Origin of the sequence: Photorhabdus heterorhabditis, from assembly GCF_018448905.1 — a bacterium.
GTDB classification, from domain to species: domain Bacteria; phylum Pseudomonadota; class Gammaproteobacteria; order Enterobacterales; family Enterobacteriaceae; genus Photorhabdus; species Photorhabdus heterorhabditis.
Map to the genome: position 1 here is coordinate 86,622 of NZ_RCWA01000005.1, position 16,261 is coordinate 102,882.

The window sequence follows — 16,261 nt, forward strand, 5'->3', positions numbered from 1 at the left end:
CTTTCTTCCTCTCCCCGTAATTTGTATTTTCTTTATTATTATTTGATTTTTATATGTTTTTAATTTCTGGCACATCCCTTGCTATCTACTTAATTGCAAACACAATAACCGAGTGGTAGGAGGATATATGAAGCTCATTACGACAATTATAAAGCCATTCAAACTGGAGGATATAAGGGGGGCTCTTTCTGGTCTAGGTGTTCAGGGGCTGACTATAACAGAAGTAAAAGGATTTGGTCGTCAGAAAGGGCATGCCGAGCTTTATCGTGGAGCTGAATACAGCCTTAACTTTTTACCTAAAGTAAAGATAGATATCGCTGTAGCAGATGAATTAGTTGAGGAGGTAATTCATGCTATTCAGCAATCCGCTTTCACTGGAAAAGTTGGTGACGGTAAGATTTTTGTTATCGAATTACAGCAAGTTATTCGTATCAGAACAGGCGAAACCAATGATGCAGCACTATAAGTCACTGATAGAGATAATATATATGAAAAGACAATTCTCTGTGGCTGTCGGTATTGCAGCCAGTTGTTTACCATCATTATCTCAAGCGGCAGAAAGTGTTGCCGACAAAGCAGATAATACTTTTATGATGATTTGTACAGTACTTGTTTTGTTTATGACAATTCCGGGCATTGCTCTGTTTTACGGTGGATTGTTGCGGAGCAAAAATGTTTTATCTCTGATGGCTCAGGTTATGGTGAGTTTTGCTCTGGTATGTGTGTTGTGGATAATTTACGGTTACAGCTTGGCTTTTGAACCGGGAAATGGTTTCTTCGGTAGTTTTAGTCAGATGATGTTGAAGAACTTGGTATTGACTGATTTAACTGGCAGTTTTTATCAATTAATTCATGTGGCATTTCAAGGGTCTTTTGCTTGTATTACAGTCGCCTTGATTACTGGTGCCTTAGGGGAACGTATTCGCTTTCCAGCTTTATTGATTTTCAGTGTGTTATGGTTGACGTTTTCTTATCTACCTATGGCGCATATGGTTTGGGGAGGGGGGATACTTTCACAAGATGGGGCGCTAGATTTTGCTGGTGGCACGGTTGTGCATATTAACGCGGCTGTAGCAGGGCTGGTTGGTGCTTATTTATTGGGAAAACGTACTGGTTTTGGGAAAGAAGCATTCAAGCCACATAATCTACCAATGGTTTTCATCGGTACAGCTGTACTTTATATCGGTTGGTTTGGTTTTAATGCAGGTTCTGCTGGTGAAGCTAATGAGATAGCTGCTCTAGCATTTTTGAATACAGTTGTGGCGACAGCCGCTGCTATTTTATCGTGGATTTTCGCTGAATGGTTCTTCCGTAATAAGCCATCACTTTTGGGTGCCTGTTCAGGCTGTATTGCTGGGCTGGTTGGTGTTACACCAGCTGCGGGAACGGTTGGTGTCGGTGGGGCTCTTATCATTGGTCTGATAGCAGGTTTTGCAGGACTTTGGGGAGTCGTGATCCTGAAAAGGTGGTTACGTGCTGATGATGTGTGTGATGTATTTGGTATACACGGCGTATGTGGGATAGTTGGTTGTCTTTTGACCGGGATTTTTACAGCTAAGTCGTTGGGAGGAACCGGTTATTCTGAAGGAATAGCTATGTTGGAGCAAGTTAGTATCCAAGCTTTCAGCATATTAGTTTGTGTAGTTTGGTCAGTAATCGTTGCGTTTATTGCTTTCAAAATAGCGGATCTACTGGTAGGGCTGCGGGTTACTGTTGAAACTGAAAGAGAAGGATTGGATATTAATGCTCACGGCGAAAGTGCTTATAACTAATCTGTAATATAAACGAAACGGCAGCGGTAAGGCCATAAAGTGTGATATTGGTTTCTTATTTGCTGCCTTTGTTACATTTTATTTGGTTCGCTTTCTAATCAGTCCTTCTTGTACAGTCGAGGCGATAAGTACCCCTTCGCGGTTGTAAATCTGTCCACGAACAAAGCCACGGGCCCCAGAGGCTGATGGGCTGTCTATAGCATATAGTAACCAGTCGTCCAGTTTAAATGGGCGGTGGAACCACATGGAATGGTCAATAGTTGCTATCTGGATATTTTTCTCAAGAAATCCAACACCATGAGGCTGCAATGCTGTTGGTAGAAAGTTAAAATCAGAGGCATAGCCAAGTAAGTATTGATGAATTAAAGGATTAGCAGGCATATCACCATTACTGCGAAACCAGACATAGCGTATAGGTTCTTCTGGTGGACAATTAAATGGGCTGTAATATTTTACGGGCCTCATTTCAAACGGGCATGGGTAGAGAAAAATATTTTGCATTCTTTGGGGTAATAGGTGAGATATTTTCTTCGCAATTTCATCTTGAGGGGTGAGTTCTTCTGGATATGGTACATCTGGCATCATATTTTGGTGTTCGAAACCTTCTTCATAGCTTTGGAATGAGGCTGTCATATAAAAGATAGGTTTGCCATTTTGAATCGCGCTCACTCGTCGGGCGCTGAAACTTCCTCCATCACGTAAAATTTCAACGTCATAGACGATAGGTTTACTACTGTCTCCGGGACGTAAGAAATAGCTGTGGAAAGAATTACTGATCCGATTATCTGCGACAGTTTGTGTGGCAGCATAGAGTGCTTGACCGATCACTTGCCCTCCGAAAACCTGAGGAAAACCTAAGTCTTTACTTTGACCCCGGTAAATGCCTTCTTCAATTTTTTCTAGATTCATCAAATTGATCAGATTGTGTAATGACTTACTCATAATATGCCTTTGTTTTTTATTGGGTTATTAGAAATATAACAGGTGATTATTGTCCCATTAATGAATGATAGATAAATAACTAAATTGTAAATGTTTCAGGCCCTGATAGTAGTGCAATAAAGAATATGAGATTTATCTGGGACTTATATTCATTTTTCTAATCTATAATTTAGGTGGCTTAGATTTAATGGTTTGATATTCAAATTCATTTTATTATTTATATAGATCAGTTAAGAATGGAGAAGTGTGTATGAAATTATGGCAAATATCTACGAGTGTATTACTGGCAGCTGCTTTGGTTGGGTGTAATAGCAAAGGCACCGAGACAGTAGATACTCGGGTAGAGCAGATTGAAAATCCAGTAAAACAGCATTATGTTAAAGGCAATATCAATATCTTACAGCGTATTGCATTGCCAGCGGATGCTATTCTGACAGTGTCTTTATCTGATGTATCTCTGGCTGATGCACCCTCAATTACTTTATCCCAGAAGAGAGAACGCTTAGACGGAAAACAATCACCTTTTCATTTTGTTCTGCCTTATCGTCCAAGCGACGTTAAGCCAAATGCGCGTATTGTCGTCAGTGCTTCTGTTTCTCTACATAATCGTTTAATGTTTGTTACAGATACTGCATATGAAGTAATTAATAATGGGAAGACTAAAGATATCGAAATTATACTAAAAGCGGTTAGATAATACATGTTCTTGAGTATTTATTCTCAATGTATAAGAAATCATCATTCGAACCTGCTTGTCTTGCTATTTAGACAGGTATGAATGATAATGGCGCCGCTTTGAAGCCAAAGCAATCAGTCAATGGGGGCTCTGTTGGTTCTCCCGCAACGCTAACTTGTTAACTTGGTCAGGTCCGGAAGGAAGCAGCTATAGCAAGGGATGTGTGTGCCGGGATGTCGCTGGCAGAGCCCTCGCCAATTTTGTTGATAGCTGACCTAATAAGCCGATAGCACTTTACCGGCCCGGATCGTTTTTTGTCTGATGAAGACTACTTTAGCGAACGTATTTCCATACTGAAGGTGGAATTCTGTCATACAGTTTATTCATGGTCAGCTCAGCCAGGCGATGATCCGCAGCAGAGTAGAATAGTTCAAGTTCGTCTCCTGAAAGTTCATATTTGTTTTTTTCAATCACACGCTCTAGTGTATCAATCGTGGTGCATTTTCTTAAACGCATCAGATAATCAGTTTTAGTCATAGTTGCCTTTCTTATTAACATATATAAAAAATTATTTAAGGAAATATCAGCCAAATTTTTCTCAAGGAACAATTTAAGTCATACAACAAAATGCTGGTTAAACGTTCATTAGTTTTGGGGCATTCTGTAAGTTTAGAAAAACTAATCTCATTGCTTACAAACAAAGTATAGGTATATGTACCATCAAAATATTCATCAATTCAAGCAAGAAGGCTGAAATCATCAGAATATTTGATTTTAACGTGCTAAACGAAAGTTGATATGTACTCAATCAATTCATTTAGCTTTAAATTGTCCTGAGACGTAAATGTTATTTACACAACCAGTATCGGTGTACTCTAACACTGGAAGTAACTTCTTGTCTTAGATTCTCACATAAGCATTTTAATTCAGCAATATCATATCATCCTAGTGAATTATTCATCCATGCCATGTTGATCCCCCTGTATATGCTATTACTTAATTTGAGTCAAAGGCGCTAAACATATACATGTATTATAGAAACTCTTTTTCGAGAGATTATTATTATGTGCCTATAATCGTTCTTTGGGATTATTTATCTTTTTTACAGATGATTCTGGTTTGCTTTTGGTAAAGCAAAATCATCTCTTAACAAAAATTCATACCCTTAACGCAATAAACTATAAATATCGGCCAGTATATGTGAATTAATATGTAGGCTTATATAAAATAGTACTACCCTCAGACGCTAGTAACAGCAGATTATAGCCTGATGGCTACAATAATCAACGAATATAACATCATTATTACATAAGTCACTATGTGCTGGTATTGTTTTTTGTCATTTAATGTAAAAAAGATAAAGCAGTTCTTGCCCAACAACTTTCCCAATAATTTTATTAAAGTTAGTAATGTGCGGATTTTTAAGGATATTTTCTACTCATAAAGGGTGATTTTAATTAAATTTGAACGAAATTATGCAAAAGTTAAGCGGATAGGTTGATGATCAGAATCTGCTTAATGGAAGCAACTATTATATTAAGAAGGCCGTTAAACGGCCTTCCGATTATTGTTAGTTGCATTAGTGAGATTCTGATGCTGGTTCAATCTCCTCTGCTTTCTTACTGAAACGTCGTTTGATAACCACAAAGAATACCGGTACGAAAAAGATAGCTAGCGAAGTAGCGGCAATCATTCCACCTAATACCCCGGTACCTACTGCGTTTTGAGAGCCGGAACCTGCTCCGTTACTCAGTACCAGAGGGATGACACCCAGCATAAATGCCAATGATGTCATCAGAATAGGACGAAGACGCATTCTTACTGCATCTAACGTAGCTTCTATCAGCCCTTTGCCTTCTTTTTCCATCAAATCCTTAGCAAATTCAACGATTAGGATTGCATTTTTTGCTGACAAGCCGATGGTGGTTAACAAGCCAACTTTGAAATAAACGTCGTTATCGAGATCTCGGAATGTCGTTGCTAACAAAGCTCCAATGATACCCAATGGCACTACCAACATGACTGAGAATGGAATTGACCAGCTTTCATACAGTGCAGCTAGGCAGAGGAATACCACTATCAATGACAATGCATACAGAGCAGGCGCCTGATTACCTGACAGGCGTTCTTGATAAGACATACCTGTCCAGTCAAAACCGATGCCATTTGGTAATTGGGATGCCAATTCTTCCATCAAGGCCATTGCATCACCAGTACTTTTGCCTGGAGCTGCTTCACCTAGAATTTCCATTGATGGTAGACCGTTATAGCGCTCCAAACGTGGTGAGCCATACGACCATGGTTCTTTAGACGTATCTGCAAAGGCAGAGAATGGAACCATTTCACCTTGTTTGTTACGGACATATAGTTTGTAGATGTCACTTGGCAGCATACGATAAGGTGCTTCTGACTGAACGTAAACTTTTTTGACACGACCACGGTCGATAAAGTCGTTTACATAGTGGCTACCAAACATCGTGCTTAGCGTTGAATTGATATCAGAGATGGAAACACCTAAAGCTTCAGCCTTTTCCTGATCAATCCTAACCCGATATTGAGGAGTATCTTCCTGACCATTAGGGCGAACACCTACTAACATATCTGGGCGTTGTTGTATCATGCCAAGCAATTGGTTACGGGCTTCGGTCAGTTTGTCATGCCCAAGGTTTGCTTTGTCCATTAATTCGAAATCAAAACCGGTTGCTGAGCCTAACTCTACGATTGCAGGGACGTTAAACGCAAAAACCATGCCTTCTTTGATTTGCTGGAAGTGAGCACTTGCCCTGGCAACAATAGCAGGTACTTTATTTTCAGAGCCAGGACGCTCACTCCAGTCTTTCAGGCTCATAAATGCCAGACCGGTATTTTGCCCCTGACCATTGAAACCAAAGCCATTTACTGTAAATACAGAAACTACACGATCTTTTTCTTCTGTACGGAAATAGTGACTTACTTTATCCAAAACTTTCTGTGTCTGTTCTTGTGTTGCACCTGCTGGCAATTGAACCATTGTCAACAATACGCCTTGATCTTCTTCAGGAAGGAAAGAAGATGGCAGACGAGTAAACATGACAGCCATACCCGCAACCAGCAATACATAAATCACCAAATAACGGCCTGTATTGCGTAGAATGCGGCCGACACTGTCAGTGTAGTGGTGGGTACTTTTATCAAACATTCGGTTAAACCAGCCAAAGATTCCGGTTTGTTTACCGTGGCTACCTTTAGCAACTGGTTTCAGCATGGTAGCACACAGAGCAGGCGTCAGGATTAATGCTACTAATACAGACAGTACCATTGAAGATACGATGGTGATTGAGAACTGACGATAAATTGCACCGGTTGAGCCGCCAAAGAAAGCCATTGGAACAAATACGGCAGACAGTACCATAGCGATACCAACCAAGGCGCTTTGGATTTGCCCCATTGATTTCTTGGTTGCTTCTTTCGGCGATAGTCCTTCTTCTTGCATAACGCGTTCAACGTTTTCTACAACAACAATGGCATCATCTACCAGTAAGCCAATGGCGAGTACCATAGCGAACATGGTCAATGTATTTATTGAATAGCCAAATGCGGCGAGTATCGCAAATGTTCCCAACAATACGACTGGGACCGCAATGGTAGGAATAAGTGTTGCGCGGAAGTTTTGCAAGAATAGATACATTACCACGAACACCAGCATAATGGCTTCAACTAGTGTTTTTACTACTTCGTTAATAGAAATTTTAACAAATGGGGTGGTGTCATATGGATATACGATTTTCAGCCCGTGAGGGAAGAACGGTTCCATATTTTTTAGGGCTTCTTTTACCGCTTTAGATGTATCCAGAGCGTTAGCACCTGTTGCTAGTTTGATACCGATACCCGCAGCAGGTTTGCCGTTAAAGCGGCCAATGAGGTTGTAGTTTTCTGCACCTAGCTCCACTTTTGCTACATCTTTCAGACGGATCTGAGAACCGTCTGTATTGATACGTAGAAGAATATTACTGAACTCTTCAGGTGAAGTCAGGCGGGTTTGGGCAATAATTGAAGCATTCAACCGTTGACCTGGAACTGGGGGAGTTCCCCCTAATTGGCCGGCTGCTATCTGATTATTTTGTGCTTTAATTGCATTTATTACATCCAGAGTCGTCATTTTGTAGTTAATGAGCTTGTCTGGATTCAACCAAATACGCATGGCATATTGGTTACCGAATAGCATTGCATCACCTACACCAGTTACACGGCTCAGAGGATCTTTAATGTTTGCACCTACATAGTCAGAGATATCTTCCTGAGACATGGTTCCATCTTCAGAGGTGAATCCTGTGACCATCAGGAAGGCGTTGGTGGACTTATCAACACGTATCCCTTGCTGCTGTACTTCCTGAGGTAACAGAGGCATAGCCAGTTGCAGTTTGTTTTGTACCTGTACCTGTGCAATATCAGGGTTAGTGCCTGCTTCAAAGGTTAGTGTAATGTTCATGTTCCCAGCAGAGTCACTGTCGGAAGACATATAAACCAAGTTATCGATACCATTCATATTTTGTTCGATAACTTGGGTAACTGTGTTTTGCACAGTAGTCGCATCAGCACCGGGATAAGTTGCGGAGATAGAAATCGCCGGTGGTGCGATAGTAGGGTACTGCGCCACAGGTAATTTTATAATTGCCAGCAGCCCAGCCAGCATGGTGATGATTGCGATTACCCATGCAAATATTGGCCGATCTATAAAAAACTTAGGCATGAATCACCGACTCCTTAATTAAGACTTTTTCGCAGGCTCAGCCTGGTTTGCAGCAGGTTTTGCGTTTAAATCCACTTCTTCTGCTTTGACCGGTATACCGGGCTTAATTTTTTGTAAACCAGTGACGATAACCCGATCACCTGTTTTCAGGCCGGAAGTTACTAGCCATTTATCACCAATAGCTTGATTTGCAGTGATAATGCGTAGTTCGACATTTTCACCTTTACCAACTACCATGACGCTAGCTTCGCCACGAGGTGTACGGGTAACTCCTTGTTGGGGAACCAATATTGAGTCATGACGAACACCATCTTCCAGTTTTGCACGAACAAACATACCTGGCAGTAATTCTTCTTTCGGATTAGGGAATACTGCACGGATATTAATAGAACCCGTTGTTTCATCTACCGTAATATCGGAGAATTCCAGATAGCCTGTTTCACTGTATTCTTTACCGTTTTCCATGATCAGATGAACTTTAGGTTTACTGTTCTCTTTCAGCACAATACCTTTGGCGATTTCATTTTTGAGGCGCAGATAATCATCGCTTGACTGAGTAACATCCACATAAATTGGGTCCAACTGTTGAATAGTCGTCAGTGCTGTTGGTTGACCAACAGAGACCAGAGCACCCTCTGTAATAGTCGATTTGCCGGAGCGGCCACTAATCGGTGCGGTCACTTTAGTATAGGCCAAATTGATACGGGCAGTTTCTACAGCCGCTTTTGCTGCCTGTACTGCTGCATTCGCCTGTGCATAATCAGCATTGGCTTTATCAAACTCCTGTTGACTAATGTAGTTTGTTCCTAACAGTGGCTTATAGCGGTTTACTGTCAGGCGCGCAATCTCTGCATTAGCTTGAGCTTTTGCTAAGTCAGCTTTTGCACTGTCATAGGCAGCTTGGTAAGTCGCTGGATCTATTTGGTATAAGGATGTCCCTGTTTTTACATCGCTTCCTTCTTCATAATTGCGTTGCAGAATGATACCACCTACTTGCGGACGGACTTCTGCAATACGGAAAGCTGATGTTCGGCCTGGTAGTTCGGTCGTGACCATCAGAGGTTCAGTTTTCAGCGTCACGATACCGACTTCAGGAGCCTGTTGGTTCCCAGCAGCTTGCTGAGAGTCTTTGTCGTTACATCCTGAAAGAGCTAAGCTGCCTGAGAGTACCAGTACTGTAGCCAGAGGCAAAACTCCCCTGTTTGTTCGCATAAGTAAACCTCAATATTTTTAAATGTTAATCTTTCAATCCGTAAAACCATTACTCCATTGATAACAGCATGCTATAATACAAACATACATGAATGTATGTAAATCAACTTCAGGCTAAAAACAGAGTATATGGCACGAAAAACTAAACAACAGGCTGAGGAGACCCGGCAACAGATTATAGACGCGGCTATAAAAGAGTTCTCTGAGCGTGGTGTCTCGGCTACTTCACTGACAGATATTGCCACAGCGGCTGGGGTAACCCGAGGAGCAATTTACTGGCACTTTAAAAATAAAGTAGACCTGTTTTCTGAAGCTTGTAAAATGTCAGATTCTAAGATTGATGAATTAGAAAAAGAGTATCAAGCAAAATATTCTAATAATCCACTCCTGATTTTAAGAACTTTCATAATTCATATTTTGACGTCGGTTGTTGACGATCCGAAAAGTCGACTATTGATGGAGATTTTTTTCCACAAATGTGAGTTTGTTGGTGAAATGTCTGCCTTGGTGGAAGCTCGTCAGGAACTGTGTGTTGCAGACTATGTTCGTATTGAAGAGTCACTTTCTAATTGCATTGCATCAGGTCAGCTTCCTTATAATCTGAATCTGAGGCGAGCCGCTATCATGTTGAGAGGGTTGATAACCGGTTTGCTGGAGAATTGGTTGTTTGCACCAGATAGTTTTGATATTCAGAAAGAAGCTGAATTGTTAACGGATAGCTTTATCGATGTGCTTAAATATAGTGAGTATATGAAAATTGTTGAAAAATGAAGAATCAGAATATAGAGGAATTCTATTTTGGTAATTGCTTAATAGCTTGGCTAATGGTCAAAAGTCATTATCTTGTGCTCTTCGTTTATCTATAAAAAGAACAATACCTAGAAGCTGGCCCAAAGTTATATCTAATATCAGATACTATTGCTACTAGCCTTAAGAGTGTAACCCTAAGGAAAGTTATAACCTAAAGCAAATTCTGGAGATTCTGACTGTGCAAAATATACCGGAAGAATTCAGCAAGACTGATACAGATGTTTGTGATACCAGCGAATTGAAATTGGTTGATGGTGCTGAAATCAGTACATTGGTTGAGATTGCCTGGTAGGTTTTGCGATCAGGCATAGTTCTGAGTTGATACAGCATTACGTAGTTGGTCGGTAACTTTTGAGGGATAACTATCTATGCTGGAAATACAAAATGTAACGCATGCCTACGGCCAGCGTGTGATATTAAAAGACTTAAATTTGCAGCTGAAGGAAAAAAGAATTGCCATCATAGGTAGTAACGGCTGTGGCAAGAGTACATTCGTGCGTCTTCTCAATGGATTATTGGTACCGAAAAGTGGTGATGTTCTGGTGGATGGTTTGAACACTAGAACAGATGGTAAAGCGATCCGGCGCAAGGTCGGCTTTGTATTCCAGAATCCTGACAATCAGATCGTTTTTCCCGTTGTTGAAGAGGATTTGGCCTTTGGAATGAAAAATCTCGGTTTTACCAAAGACACGATTCAGCAGAGAATTCAGGAGACACTTTCACGATATGATTTACTTCAGTTTAGGGGGCATCCTGCCCATCTTTTAAGTGGCGGTCAGAAACAACTCCTTGCAATCTCAGGTGTTCTTGTGATGGACCCCGCTTACATAATTTTCGATGAGCCTACAACTTTGCTTGATTTGAGAAATAAGCGCCGTGTTGCCGAAGCAATCGATAACTTATCTCAAACTGTGATTGTGGTATCTCATGACCTTGAGTTTTTGGCGGGGTTTGATCGCGTACTTGTTTTTGATGATGGTCAGGTGGTTGTCGATGACATTCCCACTATCGCTATTCCTGAATATATAAGGATGATGTCATGAGTTTGTCTGGGTATGAGCATGGTTCATCATTTGTGCATCGAGCCAGCCCAGGGCTCAAGATTGTTTCTTTGATTATTTTGGGAACATTACTTTTCGTTGTTCCGCGTATTGAGCTTTCAGTTGCAGCTTTGGCAGGCATCATACTTTTATATTTGTTAGCCAGAATCTCATTGAAAACAGCTTGGGCGCAACTGCGGCCTGCTATATGGGTTCTGTTACTTATTTTTATCGTCCAAGTGTTTTTGCATCATTGGACTGTTGGTGTTCTTGTGGTAGTTCGCCTTGTTTCACTTTTGCTGCTGGCTTCGTTGGTTACTTTCACTACTCGTACCTCTGATATGATTGACGCATTGGAAAAGGGTTTTGGGTGGTTGTACTATTTTGGTGTTAATCCTGGAAAAGTGAGCTTGGCATTATCGCTTGCTTTACGATTTATCCCTGTTCTAGCGTCAATTACAGGGGAGGTACGGGAAGCGCAGAAGGCAAGAGGTCTTGACAAGAGTGTCATAGCAATTGCGGTGCCCGTTATTGTAAGAACGCTTAAGATGGCAGATGATATCTCCGCTGCTATCGACGCCCGCTCCTATGATCCCGGGTTTGAGAAAAAAAAATCAAACAGTAAATAAAGCACAATTTGTAGCCTTATCGAAAAGAAAGAGGATCAAATGTCCACGAAAGATATTGTTTATATCGCATTATTTGCTGCACTAACCGCAGCGCTGGGTTTATTTCCACCATTAGCACTTCCTGTTGTGGGCGTTCCGATAACGGCTCAATCAATGGGAGCGATGCTCGCTGGTGCTATTGTTGGTGCAAAACGCGGGGGATTAGCATTGCTGCTTTTTTGTGTGCTCGTTGCAATTGGATTACCGGTAATGGCTGGAGGTATGGGGGGATTTGGGGTATTTCTCAGTCCGAGTGGTGGTTTTGTTTTGGCATGGCCGATTGCAGCTTTTGTCATCGGCTATTTGTATGAACAGAATCTTGCAAAGCTGAATGTTTTTAAAGAATCTGGATTTCTTGCCTTTGGTGGGATAGTGCTTGTTTACGTGATTGGCATTCCATGGGTTGCAGTATTTGCCAATATCAACCTTTGGCAAGCAACCGTAGGTTCGGTTGGATTCATACCAGGAGATATTATCAAAGTCATATTGGTTATCTTGATTGCTAAAACTGTTCGTCGGGCTTACCCCACTCATGAGTCACATTTTTAAACGTTGGTCTTTGTGACTGGTTGATACTTGGTTGTGAGCACCCAATAGTTGCCGCTAAGAGTCATCATTGTACCGATGATGGCCCAGATAGTTGGACGATAGCCTTCTGTCACGCTGGAGATGGCTAATGCGACAAGTGGAACGAGAAGCATCGTATAAGCTCCTCGTTCTGCACCCAAACGGCCAACAACAGCGAAATAAGTTGTGTATCCAATCACAGAAGGAAACAGGATCAAATAGCATAGAGATGCTACATAGACTGGTGACGGATCAAAACCAAATGTCTGCTTGGTTAATAAAGCATAGCTGAGCAGGAATATAGCGCCATATCCCATAGAAATACCGGTCATTGGTAGAACAGTGATACCTTTTCTTTGTAATTGAACTGCGGAAATGTTGGCGAATGAGAACGCGAGAGTTGCGGAGATGGCATAACCGAATCCCACCCAATTCCACTCATTATTAAAAAATTCTGGACTGAAGACTAAAATTATCCCTGCCAGACCGACTAGCGCACCTACCAGAACTGTTCGTGAAGTTGATTGTCGCAGGAAGAGAGTGGTATTCACGGAATTGAATAATATGACTAAAGAGTAGGTGAGAGCGATTAAACCGGTGGTGATCAAGGCCGCAGCTTTGTAAATTAGTAAGAATGCAACAGCAAATCCGCACGCTCCGAGCGAAGCGAAGGAAAGGTGATCGCGCCAGGTATATGTGAGTTTTTCCCGCGAAATTGCTGCTATCAGAAGTAACAATCCTGATGCACACCCAAAACGATAAATCAGAGATATTACAGGTGAAACGTCAGTTAATTGCAGTTTTGCTGCATACCACGATGTTCCTCCCGTGATGATCGTCACGATGAACAGAACAGCAGTAGCGTAAGAAAAGGGCATCTTCATGCTTAGACTCCAGCATCTTATCAAAATGCATTACGACCATAGGATCAGATACTTCTCACTTAATAGACCGATGAAAGAGCCTGTGGCGATCCGATTGCCTCCCGCAGGCAAGACGATATGAGGATTACTAGTATTGAAAATGACGACGGAACCAACTTGAGGTTGGAAGGTAAAAGATTCGCAATCAACCAATAGAGAACTGTCATATGGCTTATATGTTTTATCTACGATGGTATTTTTGAATGGTTGATTATAGATCACAGTTTCTCCTCCTTGAGAGGGAGACGAAACATAGAGGTTCCAGGCAAGCTGGGTAGACACATCTCCGATAACTAGGTTTCCTTTCGCAAAAGTGGGTGCATAGTCTATATGCAAGTCAGAACCACCGGAGATAATGCGAACGATACCGGCAAAATAGGGACCTAATCCCGGCTCTTCTGCGACTGAAATGTTGAAATCTGTATCATGATCGATACATCGTATAAACCGATCGACTGGATCAAAAGCCTGATTGATGATTTGAGTACGTTCTTTCTCAGCTGCGCTGACTTGAGCAAAGTACTCTTCTTTGGGGCGGTTACGATAATGAGCTAACGGATTTCCTAGGTAAAAACCCGGTCTCCCGAATTCATAAGGTTTTGCTTTCATACTCAGTATTGCAGTTGAAAGCTGTTCAGATTCCTCTGTCGTTGCAAAATTATTTATTACTGCTGCTGGAATCTTGTTATCTATGAGTGCTTGCAAGCTTTCTGATGATAATTTGATAAGTTCGTTTGATACCCACCTTGACAACATGATAGCCAATTCCTAGTTTATTTTTTTATATTAGGAAAATTGATCATATAACACTGGTTGTATAATAATGCAACACTTGACCATGTTCAGGAGCGCGATAATGACAATATCTCTGAGAGGTCACCACCTTCTTTGTATTCTTACCTACGCCGGCAACGGATATTCCCCTAGTTTTATTGAAAACTACAACAAAATTATTCCCCGAATTCGGGACGAAGACATCCTGATTGTGGCGGGGCCAGATGATATATGTATGCCTTTACTTGGAGAGGATGCCCCTCATTGTTTAGGAGAAAGTGTCATTATTCGGGATAGCCATGCTTTAGAAGCTGTTAGCACTCTTATGGGTTGGCCTGTCGAAATAGGTCATATATTAAGACTTGATTCAGCCTATTTTAGACAGGCTCGATGGGCTTTCAGACGTGGGATTGTAAGGGCCGCCTGTGTAGGTTGTGAGTGGGAGCAACTTTGTACTCGAATTGCTGTTGATGATTATGCCTCAACGTTCCTAAAAGGAAGCGACGGGAAGAATTAAAGGCGAAGTGAACACAAAGCCATTTGAAATGTTACAAAGGCTGAACTGGGAGTGTGTAAGAACCCATTAAGACTAATGCGGATCTTTTGTAGTATCGACGAGGTATCTATATCTATTGAGGTGTTTGGAGTAAATCACCTAATTATTCACTTGTAGATTGTGGTTGCTTCACTACCTTTGCTTGATAATCACGTTTGACTATTTCCAGTGCGGCGAGTGCAATTTCAGGAGTGATTTCATTACACTCCAGCAAATAGATTAGATCAACAGCAAGTTGAACTTCAGGCGGTGCGTGTTCGACAGACATAAAACATTCCTCATCTGAGTCGTTAATCTGTGTTCTCTTTATATTCGATTGATTTTTCAATTCGTATCATAGACTGGCGGCAACGTGCTAGTCTTCCTGCTAAGGCAGCAATTTCTTTTTGTACTTTTTGCTGATTACTAAGTGTAGTTTGTTGATTCAATCTTAGTTCTCTATCCTTGATCATTGCGAGTAGACGGCGTTCATAATCCTGATGCTCAGCGAGTTTATGATACAGGTCAGTAGCTTGTTGTTTGTGCTCGAACTGATTCTCTTTTTTTCTCAGAGACTGGGTAGATAATTCACGCTTTAATGCTTCTATTTGGCTCGTTAAACGTTCAGCCAGAAATGCGACTTGTTCTGTCTGGTTATCCTGAACACACTTTTTGAGTTGTTCCATGTTGTGCTTTACTTCTTGGAGATAGTCACGGAGCTTATCACTATGTCGGTTAAATAAAGCCTGATCAAACCGGGCAGTGGAAAATGGTGTGTTTGCTAGTGGAGCGATCTCTTTTGCCAGTATACCAACTTGTTTTTCGAGCAAATTTAATAAATTTCGTGTACTCATTTATACCCTAAAGTGGTTATGTGTTGTGAAGCAGAATTGATTTTGAACGACAAAAAATAGGCTAATGAATGTTCATTGGTTGCTTTTTTCTATCAGTTTGCATAGATTTTAGCACCTTCGTGTTCTACTCACTGGCACCGATTATGACCGCAAACGCGCAGCAACTGCAATTTATTAAAGACAGCATAGAAACTATTCCCGATTACCCGAAAGCAGGGGTTCTTTTTCGTGATATTACAACCTTATTGGATAACCCTCCAGCCTATCAGGCAACAATTGATCTTCTGGTAGAGCGATATCAAGGCAAGGGCATAACAAAAATTGTTGGTACTGAAGCTCGTGGTTTTCTATTCGGAGCCCCTGTTGCGTTGCGTCTCGGTGTTGGTTTTGTTCCAGTGCGTAAAGCAGGTAAATTACCTCGTGAAACATTGAGTGAAACTTACAATCTGGAGTATGGCACCGATACACTGGAAATGCATAAGGATAGTATAATAGAGAACGATAAGGTGCTGGTTATTGATGATTTGTTAGCAACCGGTGGTACTGTTGAGGCAACCGCCCACTTAATTCGTCGTTTAGGTGGTGAAGTTTTTGAAGCGGCCTTTGTTATTGGTTTGCTTGATTTGGGGGGCGTTGAGCGTCTGCAAAGACAAGGTGTGAGTAGCTTTACCTTGCTTGAATTCCCAGGTCATTAATCTGCTTATTTTCGCATTACTGACATATCGGCCTCGCTGTCTATGGCGGGGCTGTGTTAGCATG

The 16,261-nt window shown here is 41.4% G+C and carries 17 protein-coding genes and 1 other RNA gene; 10 read left to right on the forward strand and 8 right to left on the reverse strand.

What is annotated here, in order from left to right:
• Nucleotides 1–127: 127 nt before the first annotated feature.
• A complete protein-coding gene (gene glnK / locus EAE89_RS04830; RefSeq protein WP_054476937.1) occupies nt 128–466 on the forward strand; it encodes a P-II family nitrogen regulator in 339 nt (112 codons plus the stop codon).
• Nucleotides 467–488: 22 nt separating this feature from the next.
• On the forward strand, nt 489–1,772 hold the full coding sequence (gene amtB, locus EAE89_RS04835) for an ammonium transporter AmtB (protein WP_054476972.1): 1,284 nt from the start codon (nt 489–491) through the stop codon (nt 1,770–1,772).
• A gap of 78 nt (nt 1,773–1,850) precedes the next feature.
• Here the strand turns inward: amtB and tesB are convergent, their stop codons facing one another.
• Nucleotides 1,851–2,714 carry an acyl-CoA thioesterase II gene (tesB, locus tag EAE89_RS04840; protein WP_054476942.1) on the reverse strand — a complete coding sequence of 288 codons (864 nt, stop codon included), beginning with the start codon at nt 2,712–2,714 and terminating at the stop codon, nt 1,851–1,853.
• A 250-nt stretch (nt 2,715–2,964) separates the two neighbouring features.
• On the opposite strand from tesB, the gene EAE89_RS04845 reads away from it, so the two are divergent.
• Both EAE89_RS04845 and ffs read left to right on the forward strand, forming a co-directional pair.
• Nucleotides 2,965–3,411 carry a YbaY family lipoprotein gene (locus EAE89_RS04845; protein WP_054476945.1) on the forward strand — a complete coding sequence of 149 codons (447 nt, stop codon included), beginning with the start codon at nt 2,965–2,967 and terminating at the stop codon, nt 3,409–3,411.
• Nucleotides 3,412–3,541: 130 nt separating this feature from the next.
• Nucleotides 3,542–3,638: signal recognition particle sRNA small type (ffs, locus tag EAE89_RS04850), an RNA gene on the forward strand.
• A gap of 85 nt (nt 3,639–3,723) precedes the next feature.
• On the opposite strand, the gene EAE89_RS04855 is transcribed toward ffs, so the two are convergent.
• The 3 genes from EAE89_RS04855 to EAE89_RS04865 form a co-directional block, all read right to left on the reverse strand.
• Nucleotides 3,724–3,927 (reverse strand): HHA domain-containing protein, encoded by a 204-nt coding sequence (locus tag EAE89_RS04855; protein ID WP_011147992.1) that lies wholly within the window; start codon nt 3,925–3,927, stop codon nt 3,724–3,726.
• A 1,042-nt stretch (nt 3,928–4,969) separates the two neighbouring features.
• Nucleotides 4,970–8,119 carry an efflux RND transporter permease subunit gene (locus EAE89_RS04860; RefSeq protein ID WP_054476948.1) on the reverse strand — a complete coding sequence of 1,050 codons (3,150 nt, stop codon included), beginning with the start codon at nt 8,117–8,119 and terminating at the stop codon, nt 4,970–4,972.
• 18 nt (nt 8,120–8,137) lie between these two features.
• Nucleotides 8,138–9,331, reverse strand: a complete 1,194-nt coding sequence (locus EAE89_RS04865) for an efflux RND transporter periplasmic adaptor subunit (RefSeq protein ID WP_054476951.1) — start codon at nt 9,329–9,331, stop codon at nt 8,138–8,140.
• 129 nt (nt 9,332–9,460) lie between these two features.
• On the opposite strand from EAE89_RS04865, the gene acrR reads away from it, so the two are divergent.
• From acrR to EAE89_RS04890, 4 genes are all read left to right on the forward strand, one after another.
• Nucleotides 9,461–10,102, forward strand: a complete 642-nt coding sequence (gene acrR, locus EAE89_RS04870; protein WP_054476954.1) for a multidrug efflux transporter transcriptional repressor AcrR — start codon at nt 9,461–9,463, stop codon at nt 10,100–10,102.
• 407 nt (nt 10,103–10,509) lie between these two features.
• Complete coding sequence (locus tag EAE89_RS04880; RefSeq protein WP_054476956.1) at nt 10,510–11,184, forward strand: energy-coupling factor ABC transporter ATP-binding protein; 675 nt, start codon at nt 10,510–10,512, stop codon at nt 11,182–11,184.
• The gene (locus EAE89_RS04885; RefSeq protein ID WP_054476958.1) at nt 11,181–11,810 is read left to right on the forward strand and encodes an energy-coupling factor transporter transmembrane component T family protein; all 630 of its coding nucleotides are present in this window, start codon (nt 11,181–11,183) and stop codon (nt 11,808–11,810) included. Before EAE89_RS04880 ends, EAE89_RS04885 begins: the two co-directional genes overlap by 4 nt.
• 39 nt (nt 11,811–11,849) lie before the next feature.
• Nucleotides 11,850–12,398, forward strand: coding sequence for a biotin transporter BioY (locus tag EAE89_RS04890; protein WP_054476960.1), 549 nt, complete (start codon nt 11,850–11,852; stop codon nt 12,396–12,398).
• On the opposite strand, the gene EAE89_RS04895 is transcribed toward EAE89_RS04890, so the two are convergent.
• Nucleotides 12,395–13,300 (reverse strand): DMT family transporter, encoded by a 906-nt coding sequence (locus EAE89_RS04895; RefSeq protein WP_214085454.1) that lies wholly within the window; start codon nt 13,298–13,300, stop codon nt 12,395–12,397. The two genes, EAE89_RS04890 and EAE89_RS04895, sit on opposite strands and share 4 nt — an antisense overlap.
• Before the next feature lie 30 nt (nt 13,301–13,330).
• A complete protein-coding gene (locus EAE89_RS04900; RefSeq protein ID WP_214085455.1) occupies nt 13,331–14,095 on the reverse strand; it encodes a 2OG-Fe(II)-dependent halogenase WelO5 family protein in 765 nt (254 codons plus the stop codon).
• 100 nt (nt 14,096–14,195) lie between these two features.
• Here EAE89_RS04900 and EAE89_RS04905 point away from each other — a divergent pair, with 100 nt between their 5' ends.
• Complete coding sequence (locus EAE89_RS04905) at nt 14,196–14,630, forward strand: DUF1284 domain-containing protein (RefSeq protein ID WP_054477895.1); 435 nt, start codon at nt 14,196–14,198, stop codon at nt 14,628–14,630.
• 142 nt (nt 14,631–14,772) lie between these two features.
• Here EAE89_RS04905 and rsmS read toward each other — a convergent pair whose 3' ends face one another.
• Nucleotides 14,773–14,937, reverse strand: a complete 165-nt coding sequence (rsmS, locus tag EAE89_RS04910; protein ID WP_072161843.1) for a pleiotropic regulatory protein RsmS — start codon at nt 14,935–14,937, stop codon at nt 14,773–14,775.
• 22 nt (nt 14,938–14,959) lie between these two features.
• Nucleotides 14,960–15,502, reverse strand: a complete 543-nt coding sequence (priC, locus tag EAE89_RS04915; RefSeq protein ID WP_054477897.1) for a primosomal replication protein PriC — start codon at nt 15,500–15,502, stop codon at nt 14,960–14,962.
• 143 nt (nt 15,503–15,645) lie between these two features.
• Between priC and apt the strand changes: the two genes are divergently transcribed.
• Entirely contained in the window at nt 15,646–16,197 is a 552-nt protein-coding gene (gene apt, locus EAE89_RS04920; RefSeq protein ID WP_149616003.1) for an adenine phosphoribosyltransferase, read from the forward strand.
• The last annotated feature ends 64 nt before the right edge of the window (nt 16,198–16,261 follow it).